Below are 13,851 nucleotides of genomic sequence, written 5' to 3' on the forward strand. Positions count from 1 at the left end.
TTAATATTTATGCGGTTTAATAGATATAATCTAATCGAAGCTGTGAAAAATAACGATATTAATAAAATCAATTCTATATTAAAAAGCGGAAAGGCGGATATTAACTCTAAAGATAAATATTGTGAAACTGCTTTAATGATAGCTTCATGCAAAGGAAATTTAGAAATAGTTAAACTTCTTGTTGATAATGGAGCGGACGTTAATATTAAAAGCGACATTGGAAATACCGCTTTAATGTTCGCTTCGGAATATGGGCAATTAGATATAGTTAAATATTTAGTGGAAAAAGGAGCGGATATTAATATTAAAGATGATGATGGAGAAAGCGCTTTAATACATGCATTAGAAGATTCAACAAAAAAAGAAAAATCTTTAGAAATAGTCCAATATTTAATAGATAATGGAGCGGATATTAATACTACAAATAATTATTATGGTAAAACCGCATTAATGATAGCTTCAAGCGAAGGGCATTTAGAAATGGTTAAACTATTAGTAGAAAATGGAGCGGATGTTAAAGCCAAAGATAAAGATAAGGATGGCTGGACTGCTTTAATGTGGGCTTCATGCAAAGGAGATTTAGAAATAGTCAAATTTTTAGTAGAGAGCGGAGCGGATGTTAATGCTAAAGATAAAGAGGGTTGGAGCGTCTTGATGGAGGCTTCATACGAAGGACATTTAAAAGTAATAAAATATTTGATAGAGAACGGAAAGGTTAATGTTAACTCTAAAGATGATAATGGTTGGACTGCTTTAATGAGAGCTTCATGGAGGGGTTATTCGGAAATAGTTAAACATTTAGTTAAAAATGGAGCGGATATTAATATTAAAAACAATAATGGAAAAACCGCTTTAGATTTAGCGGATAGTGAAGAGATAAAAGAAATATTGAGAAAAACGGGAGCTAAATAATAATTTAATCTTTTATAAGAATTTGTTTTAATTTATAATTAAACATATAATATTTTTATATTCAATTTTAATCTTAAAAATTAGGAGATAAAAAATGACAATTCTAAAAACAATAATTCTAATTACTATTATAATTTTAGCAGCAATAACATGTTCTGCAAATTCAAAAAAAGAAACATTCAAAATAGAAGAAAACGGTAACGAATATATAATAAGCGCTGACAATATTAACGATGAATTTATTAAAGTGGAAATAACTGATGAGATATATGAATTCACGCCTTTAATGTTTGCCTCATATTCTGGCAACTATGAATTGGCTACATTTTCAATAAGAAATGGAGCCGATGTTAACGCCGAAGACAGTTTTGGATTTACTATTTTAATGTGGGCTTCAAGCGGAGGAAATTTAGAAATGGTTAAACTATTAGTAGAGAATGGAGCCGACATTGACGCAAAAGATTATGAAGGTTGTAGTTCTTTAATGTGGGCTTCACTTGAAGGGCATCTAGAAATAGTTAAATATTTAGTTAAAAATGGGGCGGATATTAATATTAAAAATGAAGATGGCAATACGGCTTTAGATTGGGCAGCTACTGAAGAAATAAAAGAAGTATTAAGGAAAGCGGGATACAAATAAAATTTTATTAATTTGGATTGCCACGCCAACAAGTTGGCTTGCAATGACGAAAGTTTTATAAAGTATTTTTAAAATATTCTTCCAAAATATTATCTTCAATATTTATAGAAATTATTTTTTTACTGCTCTTTTCTCCTCTTATTATTTCAATATCTTTTTTCTTTAAATTAAGTTCTTTAGATAAAAATTCTATTATCGATTTATTCGCTTTGCCGTCAATAGCTTTTGCCATTATGCGAATATAATAATTTCCATTTTCTTTTTTGAAGCTGTTTGATTTTGCTCCAGCGGTTATTTTTATTTCTAAATTAATCATTTGTTTTTATATCGTAAATAAATGAAATATATTAAATAAAAAACTATTTTGACATAATAATAATATTTTGATATAATAATTTTTATAAAAATCAGAGGTTTATATGAATAAAAAATTTTTTGCTTATATAGAATACGATAAAGAAAGCGAAGTATATGTAGGTTATATTCCTTCAGTAAACGGAGCGCATACTCAAGCCGATACATTAGAAGAACTTAACGAAAAATTAAAAGAAGTTTTAGATTTATGCCTTGAAGAAATTAACTTTTATTAAGAAAAATATTAAATGAAATTCAATTAGACATAGAAGAATATAACGATTTAATAAAAAAGTTATAAATAAAAAAACATTCTCAAAATTATTTTTTATAAAATATATATGCTTTTTCTTTATTATAAAACCGCTTTCAAAATCTCAAATCGATTAATCAAGCAGTTTTATTTTTAATTTTATTCTCCATTCGTAATAAACGGATTACTAGTTATATTTTTATTATCTTCGTTATTTTCATTTGCAGAATTATCTTCAGACGAAATATTTTCTTCTTTATATTTATCCATAACAAATTTTATAAAATGTTTTATAATAAACAAATTATACGGTTCGATATTTTCTCTACATTCAATTTTTTCTATAATATTGTCCGTATTCGCTTCGTATTGTTGATAATTATTTTCGTATTCTTTCGTTTTATCCAATTCTTCATTTAATATTTTTTCTTTAAAAAGTATTTCTTTTATTTCAAGAATAAATTTATTTTCATTATCTTTATCTTCATTATCAAACGCAAATAATTCTTTGTAATTTATTCCTATGTATGAATTTTCCTTATCTATCGTTATTTTAGCCGTATCGTTATCTCCAGAGTATGAAAAACAAAAATAATTTTCAATATCTAAAATAATATTATTGTCTTTAAAATATCTTTTTTCAATTTTTTTTGAAACCAACCCTATTTTTATTAAAGTATTGGTTAAAATATTTTCGTCTATTTTTTCTTTTAAAAATATTGATGTAGATGGCTTTAATAACTTTTCTAAATCTAAATCTTTAAATGCGTCTACTATAAAATCAAAAAATCCCATTTTAATCATTTTATTTCTCCTTAATTTTTAATTTTCTTTTTTAATTTTAATTTTTGATTTTTAAAGTAATTCTTAAAAGTTATGTTGGATATAAAGAATATACTCTAAAAAAGATTATATTAATCATTTTGCCTACCTATAGATTATTTTTATTTATTATTTTATTTATAGCCGAAGATTTAATATATTATTGGCAAAACGCTAATATCTTTACTTTTACATTTCGGACATTTTACGCCTCTTACCTTCGATATATTTGCATGCGCCTTTTTCCTTTGAGTATATCAAAAATTTTGAGCGCCTCAAAAATATCTAAAACTCCCGCATCCCACTTTTCTTCAAAAATATTACTGCAGGAATTACATGTATATTTCGTAGGTCATTGAACTACATTACTCATTTTTATACTCCTTAATTAAATATTATTCTTTGTCTCCTCAATTCCCAAAACTGCTTGTTTATATAATTCTTCATATTCTTTTTTATTTTCAAGCTGTTTTTTAAGCTCTTCCGCATCGCTTTCTATCGAGCTTGAAATATCGCTTATAAGATTATTCTCTTGTTCGTCCAATTTTTTAATTATTTCATCAGTTTGTCTTGTTAAATCTTCTTTTATATTTCCTAATATCTCTGGAATAATTTTAGTAGAAATTAAATTCTTCATTTCTTCAAGAGGAATTTTTTCTTTATTATAAACTTCTTTTAAGATAAAATTTGTATAATCCGTTTTTAATTCCACTGGCGAATATGACATATCTCGCAACACTCTATTTAATGGCGAAATAATATTCTCAACATCAAAATCATTTTCGCCTAATTTTTTAGAAAGCGCATTTTTAATTTCATCAGATAATTTACTGCTAAAATAATCTATATTAAAAATGTTTTTACAAGTCTCGTTTAATTCTTTTTGACAATTTCTTATTGTTTCTCTTATTTTATCTATAATATCATGAATATAAATTAAATCAATTTTTTTATATCCCCAATTCTTACCAAATAAATCTCCAAAAAATCGGGCTATTCCGTCAAATCTTTTATCTCCTCCTATTCTGTCTGTATGACTTTGATATTTGTTTGCTTTAATTTGCTCTATCATATATTCAAAATTCATTTTTAAACCGTTAAATTCATTCCTCACATTTTGATTTTTTACTTCATTAAAACAATTTTTTATATTATTTCCTAATTTTTTTAAAGTATCGTTTATATTTTCAAGTTTATTCTCTATAGATTTAATATCTTCATTTTCCAATTCTTTTTGTTTTCGCTTTACTTCTTCGTATAATTCGTCTATATATTTTGTTAATTTATCAATAAAACCGTAGTATATATCGTTTAAACGCTCTTTTAATATATTGTCTTTTTTATATATTATTTCTGGTATAATTGTAGAATTAAATATTTCTATTCCGCTTAATTCTTTAAATTTTTCAGCATCGTCTAAAAAACGAGGAAACGCTCTTATAATATTATTTTTTATATGTTCTTCATTTTTTGATAAATTGCCGTAATGTTTATAAATATCATAGCAGGCGGAACTTATATAAATAGGCGGAAAAGCTTTTTCAAATATTTCTTTTATATATTCTCTTTCAATATCTTTTTTTATTTTATCTTTAAATTCGTTATTTAATTTAAACTTAATTCCTTCTTGAGCGACTTTTATATCTCCGTTATATTTTTGGCTATCGGCGTTTAAACACAGGTCAAATTTGCTTCCTATAATTTTAACCTCTTTTATTCCCTCTTTAGGAAGTTGTTCTGAAAATAAACTTATATCTTGCGAATCTAAAAACTGATTTGCATAGCTTAATAAAAATACTACATCGCATTTCCCCAAAAAATTTCTTGTAAGTTGTCCTCTGCTTAAAACAGGGTCGTTTAATCCTGGCGTGTCAACTATATCAAAATCTTTTATCGCTTCTATATTTAAAAATATTTCAATATATTTAACTATAGGCATATATTTTCCGTTTACGCCGACATAATCTTCAAGTCTATTTTTAAGAGCGTCTATAGAATCAATTCCTTCCAAAACTTCAAAATTATCGCCATCTTCAGAGTTTGACAATTTATTTCTTAACTCGCCTTCGTTTTTCTTAAAATTCTCAAAAATTTCATAAAACGATTTAACGCTGTCGCTTAATTCTACCATTCCTAATAATTGAGCGTCCATTGATTTTATTTCAGGTTTTCCCTTTTTTCTACGCTCTTCATTTTCTAATTTTTCTTTTTCCCTTTTATTTTCTATCGCTCTTTCGCATTCTTTAGCTCCATTTTCTATAGTTTCAAAGTCGCTTTTGCTAAAAAAATGAACTTTTGCCGAAATATTTTCAGAATATCTTATTTTTGTAAGCGCCGCAGTCATTGGAGTAGCGGCTTTTGGCAAAATATCCGAACTATTAAAAAATAAAGCGTTCAAAAAAGACGATTTCCCCGCTTTAACCTGTCCGACAATTCCTATTGTTAGAATTTTATCTTCGCTTTCAAGTCTTTTATAATTTTCTAAATAATTATTAAAGCTGTTTTCAATATCGCCCAATATTACTTTATCTAAAAGCTCGACATAATTTGAATTTTTTAATTTGTTTATTAATTCTTCAATTTTTTTATTATTTTCCATTTATTTAATTCTCCTTTATTTTGATAAATTTCTTATATGTTTATTATATTCTTCTCTCTTTCTATTGTATAAAGATTCGCCTAACAAATCTAAACATTTATTTTTGGAATTTTCTAACTCTATTATAAAGTTTTTTATATTATCTCTACTATTTTTTACTTTATTTACAGCATTACTAATTGATATATTACTATATTCAGTTTTTATATTATCAAAAGCGGACTTAATTTTAACCACATTTAAGGCTTCAGTATAAGTAGCCAAGTCTTCGTCCATATCTTCATAATATTTTTGAAATTCGTTAAAGATTTTATTTAAATCTTCCAAGTAATTTCTTTCTATGCTGTTATTTTCGCTTTCAAAGAAATTAAATAATTTACTCTCGCCTTCTTTATAGTCTTCGGGATATTTTGAGGAATAAACTACTATATCTTTATAATCTATCCCTCTGCTGTCGAGTTGTATTTTGCTTTCTTCGAGGATTCTATCTATATCTTCTTCGATTTTAGTATCAGCCTTATTGAAAACTATTAAAATATCTTTTCCGTTTAATTCTTCTTTTTCAAGAAAATCTAAATCGTTTAATCTTATAGTGCCGTTTTCCATACTCACAACCCAAATAATATTATCAGCTTGAGCGATACCTTTCATAGCTATATTACTGTCGTCTTCCGTAGCGTCTTGCCCTTGCCCCGTATAGCCCGGCGTATCAAGTAAAGCTATATTTTCATATTTTAATTTTTGAGTATGAAGCGAAACATATTCAACCATATTATGAACATCTTTATCATATTCTTTGGTAAATGTATGCGTGACAAAATCATTGTATTCTTTATAGAATTCTTTTTCAATTTTGCTTTGCGCTCCGAAGCAGTTTCTTATATATAATCCTTCTTCTTCGTCATATATAACAAAAGTGTTTATTGCCGTAGTCCTCGCTATATCCGTTGGTAATATATCTTCTTCTAAAAAAGAATTAATCATACTCGTTTTACCCGAACTAAACTGCCCGCATAAAGCGATTATATTTTTATGATAGAATAACGGAAAATTAATCGCATCTTCGATTTTTTCCAAAAGCTCGTCAAAATTTTTAAATAATTTTCCGCTCGGCAAATCATATTCTATGCATTTATTAATCAAATCGTTATAAACTATTCGCATTTTATCAAACGCTTCGGTTTGCTCGTTTTTTTCGGCTCTGTCGGATAATATATCCAAAACTTTTTTATGTTTATCTATAGCTTTTTTATGATTATTTATAGTCTCTTCTTTTTCTTCAAGTTTAATATTAGTTTCTTCCAACTCCGTTTTAACTTTATTATAATCGCTTTCTTTTTCAGAAAGTTCGTTTTTATATTTAGTTAATTCAGAGTTTATATTTTTAATGTTCTCTTCTTTATCAAAAATATTTTTATTTAAATTATTTATTTTATTTTTATATTTGCCAATATTAATTATTAATATTAGCGCCATTATAAAAATTAACGCTATTGAAATTATAATTAATATATTTTCATTTATCATTCTTTAATCTCCAAAATTAATTTTTCAGTTTTCTCAATATCCGCTTTCAATATCTCTTGCTTTTCGTTAAACTCTTTTTCCGAATCTTCTTTTTCTTTTTTTGCCTTTTCTAAAGCTTCTTTTATATTATTCTGTTCTATTTCAAATTTTTCTCTCACGGCTTTAATAAAAGCGTCCGTTTGTTCGTATATGCAACTTTCAAGTTTGCTTCTAATTTGCGAAAGAACATTTGGAATAACGCTTCCCAATATTTGACTTTTTATATTTTCGTTTTGACTTGCTTCTCTACCCGATTTAAATAAATTTCCCAAAAATGGAATAATAGCCGCAACTAAAGTTCCGACTATAGGAAGAGCTACCGAAGCCATTGTAAGAGAAGTGACAGCGGCGGTAGTTAATAAAGTTCCAGCTGCGGTAACTCCAGCCGTTGGCAAATATTTTTTTAACATTTCCATAACGACATTAACTCCAGTGTCTATTAATTTATTTTCAGCGTCAAGATTGCTAAAACTAACGGGCGATATTTGAAGGTTGCCGACTATCGAGTCAAAATTAACTTGAAGCCTTCCGTATATTTCCGTAAATAATTCTTTCAAATGTCTGTCGGAACTTGAAATTATAACGGGGCGAACAAGCTGATTTATAGTATTTCCAAAAGATTCTGAATTTTCTTTTGCCTTCATAACGAGCATATCTACATTTTCGCTTAATGTGTTTGATATATCCGAAAGTATTGCATCCGTAAGTTGATTATTCGCCTTATTTTTTATAAAATACGCTTCTTTTTCAATGCTTTTTTCTATATCTTGCGATTTCTTTTCAAGCTCTCTAATATTTTTATTAATTTCGTCAATATCAAATCTATTGTATTTTAATTTGCGGTTTAATTCTTTTAATAAATCTTCAAGTATTAATTTTAAACTTGAATACAAATTATTTTTAGCTATATCGACAGTTTGCATATTTGATAAAATATTTTCAAAATCTTCAATATCCGAATTATGAGGCGAAACTTTGCCTACAAATACTTTTTCGCCTATATGATTTAAAATTGTCTCTTCCGTATTTTTAATTATATCTTCAATATCGCTTTCTTCTTTCTGCTCGTATTTTGAAAGTATAAAACCGAATTTTAATTTATATAAATCAAGCTCTTTCAAAAAATCTAAAAGAGATTTTTTAATCGTTCCGTTTTCAATATCCATTATTATTATGAAGTAAGAAGCCGAACTTATATAATTTTTTATAGCCTTATTATGCTGTTCGTATCCCGAATCGAGTCCCGGCATATCTACAATTGTAATATCTTTCAAATTTGCCAATTTATCGCTATTTAAATGCATGCGAACAAAAGAACAATTTTCAATAGTCAAATCTTTTAATTCGGCTATACTTTTTCTGCTTGATTCGTTTTTATCCGACACAACTTCCAAATATTCGTCAGTGTCGTAAACAAATTCGCAAGCTACCGAAGTTTTCGCTTCAATTCCAACAGGCAAATCAATATTCAAATATTTATTTAGAATACTGCTTTTGCCCGCGCTGAATAAACCTATAAGCGAGGCGTTAATCTTAAAATTTTTTACTGTATTTTGCATTTCCAAAAGGCTTTTTGACAAATTTTCAAAACTATATTTTGTATTGATATTTGAAGCCTCCTCTATTACGGTTAATGCGTTTTTCTTTACTAATTCTACGGACATAATATATTCTCCTTTCTTTTATATTTTAAATAATTTATAAAAAATTGAGTAAATTTCTTAAAAAATAATTCTTTAGATAGCAAATGATTGTATCTTTTATAAGTAAGTAAACATAAAATTTTAAAAAGTTTAAAGTGATGCTTGAGCTGAGCTGCAGAATTTATTATTTATAATTTTTTTATTTATCATAATCATAATTGAAATTATATAATATCATTTTATTTTGTCAAGCGATTTTATACAAAAATAGAAATTAAAATTATAACTTTTTTATTTATTAATATATAATTGAAACTCTAAAATTGTAAAAATAGAGTTTAAATAAAAATAATGGAGTAATTTTAAAATGAATAAAAATTTTTATATATTTAAAAGCAAACAATCAAAGCAAATTATTAAATATGTGAAAGAAAAATATAACGATGAATTGGAATTTTTATGGATAAAATTTCCAAAATATGCAATCTTTCGTCATAAAGAAAATAAAAAATGGTATGCTCTTTTAGTCGCTTTGGAAGAAAATAAATTAGGAATTGTAGGCGATAAAATAGTAGATATTATAGTTTTGAAAAACAAGCGAGAAAATATTATAAATTTAATAGACAATGAAAAATATTTTGCAGGCTATCATATGAATAAAAGAAATTGGTTTACTATTAAACTTGACGATAGTATTACAATAAAAGAAATATACAATTTTATAGACGAAAGTTATAATATAAGCAATAAATAAATTTTAATTTAAGGAGAAAAAATTTTTATGATAAGATTGGCAAATGAAAAAGATATAGAACAAATTAATAATTTATTATTTCAAGTTCATAAAGTGCATTCGGATGCTCGCCCCGATTTATTCAAAGCGGGAAGCAAAAAATACACGGACGAAGAATTGAAAGAAATTATAAAAAAAGATAAAGAAAAACCGATATTTGTTTATGAGATTGACGAAAAAATTGAAGGCTACGCTTTTTGTATTTTAATCAATCATAATAATGAAAATTCTTTATGCGATTATAAAAGCATATATATAGACGATTTATGCGTTGATAAAAATTGCAGAGGCAAAGGAATTGGAAAAAAATTGTTCGATTATGTTTTGGAATACGCTAAAAAATTGGGTTGTTATAATCTCACTTTAAATGTTTGGGAAGGAAACGATAGAGCGATGCAATTCTATAAAAATATTGGACTTAAAATTCAAAAAATTGGAATGGAGAAAATTTTATGAATGAATATATTAATTTGAATTTAGAAAATATTGAAAGCGAGCATATTTGTTGCGCCATTTCGGATAAGAAACATCAGGAAGGAGTTCGCTTAAAAAAAGAATGGCTTAAAGAGAGAATAAAAGAAGGACATATATTTAGAAAATTAAAAGGTAGAGGAAAAGTTTTTATAGAATATGCGCCGCTTGAAAAATCATTTTGTCCCGTTATCGGAAATAATTTTATTTATATATATTGTCTTTGGGTTGCTGGCTCTTTCAAAGGAAAAGGATACGGAAAAGAACTTTTACAATACGCGATAGAGGACGCTAAAAAACAAAATAAAAATGGCTTATGCGTTATAAGTTCTAAAAAGAAAAAACCTTATTTATCCGAAAAGAAATTTTTTGAAAAATTCGGATTTAAAACCGTAGACAATATTGGAGAATATCAATTATTATCTTTAAACTTCAAAAAAGAAATTCCGCATTTTAACGAAACTGCAAAACAAATGAAAATAAAAAATAAAGATTTGACGATTTATTATAGTTATGAATGTCCTTTTATAGAAAATTGCATAAACGAAGTAAAAGAATTTGCAAAAGAAAATAAGATTAAATTAAATCTAGAAAAAGTAGACACAATAGAAAAAGCGAAAAATCTTCCATGCGTTTTCAATAATTGGGCTGTTTTTTATAACGGAGAATATATTTCAAATTTGCTTTTAAATAAAAATATGGCTGAAAAATTATTTAAGGAAAAAATATGATTATAAGATTAATTCCTATCAAAGAAACGGAAAAAGAAAAATTTATTAAAGATTTGCAATCCGCTTTTGAGGTTGCCGTCATAAAAGAATATGGCAAACAAGACGAAGAGGCTATTCCAAGAAAAGATATTGAAGATTCGATTAATGCAAAAGGAGTCGAAACATTTAATATATCGCTTAATAACGAAATAGTCGGAGGAGTGGCAATCGCTATAAACGAAAAGACACTGCATAATTCTTTGGAGTTATTTTTTATTAAAGAAAATTATCAGAGTAAAGGAATAGGTTTGTCAGTTTGGAAAGCGGTTGAGAAAAAATATCCCAATACAAAAGTTTGGGAAACGGTTACTCCGTATTTTGAAAAAAGAAACATTCATTTTTATGTCAATAGATGCGGATTTAAAATCGTTGAATTTTTTAATCCTTATCATAAAGACGATAACATTGATAATATGCAAGAAAATAATACAATTGGACAGGATTATTTTTTTAGATTTGAAAAAGAAATGAAATAAAAATTTTGAGGAAAAAATATGATTATAAGATTGGAAAAAGAAAAAGGTTATTTTTAAATGTTATAAAGCGGACAAAAAGAATTGTAAGAATTTGATAAATTATTTCCCTTCAAAATCAAAGAAAAAATATAAGGATAAATTAAATACTGAAAAATATATTTAATGGGAATTAAAATGAAATTTAAAAATTTTTTAGTTGTAGTTGAATATATTGAAAAATCAAAAAAGTTTTATGAAGATTTATTTGGACTTAAACTAATAAAAGATAATGACGGAAATATGATTTTAACCGAAAAGCTTGCATTACAACAAAAATCGTATTGTGGAAAATTTTTAAATAAAGGAGTTATTACCAAAAGCAATTCTGAAGAAATATACCAAATTGATAAATCAATTAAGGAAATAGCAAATGGAACATTCAATAAATTATAATTTGGTAGTTTATTAGAAAAATAATAATTTGTAGAGAAAATAATTTATTATATAAGCCGTTTGTTATTTTGTATGTTTGTATTTAACGATAGAATATACTAAATTAATAAATTCAATAAAGAGGAAAAAATAATGAATAAAAAAATTAATAATATATTAAAATTTATTGACAATTTACCGTCCTGCTATAAAATTGTTTTCAGGGTTACTTTATGAAATAATAAAAATTGGGAGAGGAAAAAGATTATGATTAAAATAGAGTTTAGAGAAAAAGAAAAAAAATCTATAGCTTACGATTTGGATAAGCAAATTGGAGAATGCGATTTTGAAGAAACAAACGATACTTGGAACATAACGCATACGGAAGTCGATAGCGCTTATGGAGGACAGGGGATTGCTAAAAAACTTGTAGAGAGTGTTATACAAAACGCTAATATACGGAATAAGAAATTAGAGGCAACTTGTTCGTATGCTAAAAAATTAATAGAAAAAATATGAGAAATAAGAAAAGTTAATAAAATAAAAAATTTATTTTTGATATAATAAATATAAATTATAATAGTTATAATATTATAACCGCGCATAAAATTTAAAAATTTAAATTCAAGGAGTAAAAATGAAAAAATGGTATAACGAAGAATACGAATTTGAGATTGAAGTTAAGGGATTTTTACGAGGAGATAAAACCGAAGGATATTGCAGAAACGGAGAGGAGATAGGCGATAAATATAAATGCTCTTATGGTTGTCCTGTTAATTCTGAAGGACAAGGAATTTGCTCAAAAGTAATGATGATTATGTTTCCTGCTATGGAAGCCGTGCGAAGCGGAGGAGATTTGGAGAATATCGGCGGAGATGGAAAATATAGCAAAGATATAGTATGCCCTGACGGTTGCGTTATTTTTAGGCTTATGGCAAATAAAACGGGAAATGAGAATTTTTTTAAGGGAAAATTTTTAGATTGATGTTAACGATAGTATTGAATTTGTTTTAATCTATGAATTAAAATGGAATTATATATATAGAACGAAATTACTATTGAAAATTAAAAAAGTTTAAAAAAGCGCAGGGGCTTACCCTTTCGGATAAACCCCTTACCAACAGAAATATCATATGTTTAGTCTTTAGTATATCTCTATATTTATTATCCTCTAGGTCCTCTGCCCCAACCAGACGGGTCTCTACCAGCTTCAAAAGTTATTACATGCCACCAATTACCGCCTATATAACCAAAATGTTCAATTTTAGGTAAGCTAGACATTAACTCTTTAGGGTCTTTACCCAAGAAATTAGCAGCGTCTTGTCCCCAAGCTACGCCTTTGCCTCTTTCTTTGTAATAAACATCAACGCCATAACCGTTAAACTCTCTACCGTTTTTAGTAGGGTTCATTAAAACAATATCTATATCGTTTTGTTGTCTACCGTCATAGCAACCCATAAATATATTTACGCCATCGCTATTAAGATAAGTATAGCTCATACCAGATGGAACATGTCTATAAACTGCGCCAATCGTATAAGTATTTTGTTGGTTAGCGTAAGGAATTATAACCGCGCCCAAGAACTTTTTCAAAACTACGCCTTGATAACAGATATCCATATTGTCTAAAAGGTAGAAATACATGTCGCCGTTGAATAAATAATGAGTTTTATTTATTCCGCTTCTACCGCCATTATGTCCGCCTCTATTTCCAATATAGAATATTTGTCCATCCCCCATTCCTTGTCTTCTCATCATAGCTTTCCAAAGTTTATTTAAGCCTTCTTGGTCTTGATAAGAAACTCTAGCTGTCGCATTATATCCGCCTGAATTAGCAAAAGGAACTCTAACCGTATAATAAGTATATTCTGGATATACTTCGGGTTCTGGCTCTGGAGTTGGCTCTGGTGCTGGAGTTTCGCCTCCATTATTTTCGCCGCCTGAAGAAGAAAATGATGTCGGTTCAGTTGCAGCGCCTCCGCAAGAAGTTAATCCCGCGATACTTAAAGTAGCTATTAAAACAATGATAGCCACTTTCCATAATAATTTTGCTTTAAGCATAAAACACTCCTCGTCAAGGTTTACAGCCTCGACATTAAAAAAATTTATTTTGTAAGAATTTATTTATCTTACATACATAA

16 protein-coding genes are annotated in these 13,851 nt (G+C 27.2%); 10 read left to right on the forward strand and 6 right to left on the reverse strand.

Going from position 1 to position 13,851, the window contains the following annotated elements:
• The first annotated feature begins 9 nt into the window (after nucleotides 1–9).
• Together EPJ79_RS06360 and EPJ79_RS06365 are read left to right on the forward strand one after the other, a co-directional pair.
• Nucleotides 10–912 carry an ankyrin repeat domain-containing protein gene (locus EPJ79_RS06360; protein ID WP_147738856.1) on the forward strand — a complete coding sequence of 301 codons (903 nt, stop codon included), beginning with the start codon at nucleotides 10–12 and terminating at the stop codon, nucleotides 910–912.
• Nucleotides 913–1,006: 94 nt separating this feature from the next.
• Nucleotides 1,007–1,552, forward strand: a complete 546-nt coding sequence (locus tag EPJ79_RS06365) for an ankyrin repeat domain-containing protein (RefSeq protein WP_147738857.1) — start codon at nucleotides 1,007–1,009, stop codon at nucleotides 1,550–1,552.
• A 55-nt stretch (nucleotides 1,553–1,607) separates the two neighbouring features.
• Here the strand turns inward: EPJ79_RS06365 and EPJ79_RS06370 are convergent, their stop codons facing one another.
• Nucleotides 1,608–1,868, reverse strand: a complete 261-nt coding sequence (locus tag EPJ79_RS06370; RefSeq protein WP_147738858.1) for a DUF167 domain-containing protein — start codon at nucleotides 1,866–1,868, stop codon at nucleotides 1,608–1,610.
• 103 nt (nucleotides 1,869–1,971) lie between these two features.
• On the opposite strand from EPJ79_RS06370, the gene EPJ79_RS06375 reads away from it, so the two are divergent.
• A complete protein-coding gene (locus EPJ79_RS06375; RefSeq protein ID WP_147738859.1) occupies nucleotides 1,972–2,142 on the forward strand; it encodes a type II toxin-antitoxin system HicB family antitoxin in 171 nt (56 codons plus the stop codon).
• 176 nt (nucleotides 2,143–2,318) lie between these two features.
• Here EPJ79_RS06375 and EPJ79_RS06380 read toward each other — a convergent pair whose 3' ends face one another.
• The 4 genes from EPJ79_RS06380 to EPJ79_RS06395 all read right to left on the reverse strand — a co-directional run bounded on the left by EPJ79_RS06380 (nucleotide 2,319) and on the right by EPJ79_RS06395 (nucleotide 8,810).
• Entirely contained in the window at nucleotides 2,319–2,963 is a 645-nt protein-coding gene (locus tag EPJ79_RS06380; RefSeq protein ID WP_147738860.1) for a hypothetical protein, read from the reverse strand.
• Between the two features lie 406 nt (nucleotides 2,964–3,369).
• Nucleotides 3,370–5,580 (reverse strand): dynamin family protein, encoded by a 2,211-nt coding sequence (locus EPJ79_RS06385; RefSeq protein WP_147738861.1) that lies wholly within the window; start codon nucleotides 5,578–5,580, stop codon nucleotides 3,370–3,372.
• A 15-nt stretch (nucleotides 5,581–5,595) separates the two neighbouring features.
• Nucleotides 5,596–7,107, reverse strand: a complete 1,512-nt coding sequence (locus EPJ79_RS06390) for a dynamin family protein (RefSeq protein WP_147738862.1) — start codon at nucleotides 7,105–7,107, stop codon at nucleotides 5,596–5,598.
• Nucleotides 7,104–8,810, reverse strand: a complete 1,707-nt coding sequence (locus EPJ79_RS06395) for a dynamin family protein (protein ID WP_147738863.1) — start codon at nucleotides 8,808–8,810, stop codon at nucleotides 7,104–7,106. Before EPJ79_RS06395 ends, EPJ79_RS06390 begins: the two co-directional genes overlap by 4 nt.
• A gap of 346 nt (nucleotides 8,811–9,156) precedes the next feature.
• On the opposite strand from EPJ79_RS06395, the gene EPJ79_RS06400 reads away from it, so the two are divergent.
• The 7 genes from EPJ79_RS06400 to EPJ79_RS06430 all read left to right on the forward strand — a co-directional run bounded on the left by EPJ79_RS06400 (nucleotide 9,157) and on the right by EPJ79_RS06430 (nucleotide 12,695).
• Nucleotides 9,157–9,543: an MmcQ/YjbR family DNA-binding protein gene (locus EPJ79_RS06400; RefSeq protein WP_147738864.1), complete on the forward strand. Its 387-nt coding sequence runs from the start codon at nucleotides 9,157–9,159 to the stop codon at nucleotides 9,541–9,543.
• Nucleotides 9,544–9,570: 27 nt separating this feature from the next.
• A complete protein-coding gene (locus tag EPJ79_RS06405; protein WP_147738865.1) occupies nucleotides 9,571–10,038 on the forward strand; it encodes a GNAT family N-acetyltransferase in 468 nt (155 codons plus the stop codon).
• A complete protein-coding gene (locus EPJ79_RS06410; RefSeq protein WP_147738866.1) occupies nucleotides 10,035–10,784 on the forward strand; it encodes a GNAT family N-acetyltransferase in 750 nt (249 codons plus the stop codon). The genes EPJ79_RS06405 and EPJ79_RS06410 overlap by 4 nt, the downstream gene beginning before the upstream one ends.
• A complete protein-coding gene (locus EPJ79_RS06415; RefSeq protein WP_147545719.1) occupies nucleotides 10,781–11,299 on the forward strand; it encodes a GNAT family N-acetyltransferase in 519 nt (172 codons plus the stop codon). Before EPJ79_RS06410 ends, EPJ79_RS06415 begins: the two co-directional genes overlap by 4 nt.
• Nucleotides 11,300–11,473: 174 nt before the next feature.
• Nucleotides 11,474–11,731, forward strand: a complete 258-nt coding sequence (locus tag EPJ79_RS06420) for a VOC family protein (RefSeq protein ID WP_158634357.1) — start codon at nucleotides 11,474–11,476, stop codon at nucleotides 11,729–11,731.
• A gap of 246 nt (nucleotides 11,732–11,977) precedes the next feature.
• The gene (locus EPJ79_RS06425; RefSeq protein ID WP_147718856.1) at nucleotides 11,978–12,229 is read left to right on the forward strand and encodes a GNAT family N-acetyltransferase; all 252 of its coding nucleotides are present in this window, start codon (nucleotides 11,978–11,980) and stop codon (nucleotides 12,227–12,229) included.
• A 118-nt stretch (nucleotides 12,230–12,347) separates the two neighbouring features.
• Nucleotides 12,348–12,695, forward strand: coding sequence for a TIGR04076 family protein (locus EPJ79_RS06430; protein ID WP_147738868.1), 348 nt, complete (start codon nucleotides 12,348–12,350; stop codon nucleotides 12,693–12,695).
• A gap of 179 nt (nucleotides 12,696–12,874) precedes the next feature.
• Here EPJ79_RS06430 and EPJ79_RS06435 read toward each other — a convergent pair whose 3' ends face one another.
• Nucleotides 12,875–13,771, reverse strand: a complete 897-nt coding sequence (locus EPJ79_RS06435; RefSeq protein ID WP_147738869.1) for a hypothetical protein — start codon at nucleotides 13,769–13,771, stop codon at nucleotides 12,875–12,877.
• Nucleotides 13,772–13,851 lie beyond the last annotated feature (80 nt).

Origin of the sequence: Brachyspira aalborgi (assembly GCF_008016455.1) — a bacterium.
In the GTDB taxonomy this organism is placed as follows: Bacteria; Spirochaetota; Brachyspiria; order Brachyspirales; family Brachyspiraceae; genus Brachyspira; species Brachyspira aalborgi.

Bases quoted from the DNA above. Each gene is read 5' to 3' on its own strand.
- EPJ79_RS06385 (WP_147738861.1), bottom strand. From the start codon at position 5,580: ATGGAAAATAATAAAAAAATTGAAGAATTAATAAACAAATTAAAAAAT.
- EPJ79_RS06370 (WP_147738858.1), bottom strand. From the start codon at position 1,868: ATGATTAATTTAGAAATAAAAATAACCGCTGGAGCAAAATCAAACAGC.
- EPJ79_RS06390 (WP_147738862.1), bottom strand. From the start codon at position 7,107: ATGATAAATGAAAATATATTAATTATAATTTCAATAGCGTTAATTTTT.
- EPJ79_RS06415 (WP_147545719.1), top strand. From the start codon at position 10,781: ATGATTATAAGATTAATTCCTATCAAAGAAACGGAAAAAGAAAAATTT.
- EPJ79_RS06360 (WP_147738856.1), top strand. From the start codon at position 10: ATGCGGTTTAATAGATATAATCTAATCGAAGCTGTGAAAAATAACGAT.
- EPJ79_RS06425 (WP_147718856.1), top strand. From the start codon at position 11,978: ATGATTAAAATAGAGTTTAGAGAAAAAGAAAAAAAATCTATAGCTTAC.
- EPJ79_RS06410 (WP_147738866.1), top strand. From the start codon at position 10,035: ATGAATGAATATATTAATTTGAATTTAGAAAATATTGAAAGCGAGCAT.
- EPJ79_RS06375 (WP_147738859.1), top strand. From the start codon at position 1,972: ATGAATAAAAAATTTTTTGCTTATATAGAATACGATAAAGAAAGCGAA.
- EPJ79_RS06420 (WP_158634357.1), top strand. From the start codon at position 11,474: ATGAAATTTAAAAATTTTTTAGTTGTAGTTGAATATATTGAAAAATCA.
- EPJ79_RS06405 (WP_147738865.1), top strand. From the start codon at position 9,571: ATGATAAGATTGGCAAATGAAAAAGATATAGAACAAATTAATAATTTA.
- EPJ79_RS06380 (WP_147738860.1), bottom strand. From the start codon at position 2,963: ATGATTAAAATGGGATTTTTTGATTTTATAGTAGACGCATTTAAAGAT.
- EPJ79_RS06400 (WP_147738864.1), top strand. From the start codon at position 9,157: ATGAATAAAAATTTTTATATATTTAAAAGCAAACAATCAAAGCAAATT.
- EPJ79_RS06435 (WP_147738869.1), bottom strand. From the start codon at position 13,771: ATGCTTAAAGCAAAATTATTATGGAAAGTGGCTATCATTGTTTTAATA.
- EPJ79_RS06430 (WP_147738868.1), top strand. From the start codon at position 12,348: ATGAAAAAATGGTATAACGAAGAATACGAATTTGAGATTGAAGTTAAG.
- EPJ79_RS06395 (WP_147738863.1), bottom strand. From the start codon at position 8,810: ATGTCCGTAGAATTAGTAAAGAAAAACGCATTAACCGTAATAGAGGAG.
- EPJ79_RS06365 (WP_147738857.1), top strand. From the start codon at position 1,007: ATGACAATTCTAAAAACAATAATTCTAATTACTATTATAATTTTAGCA.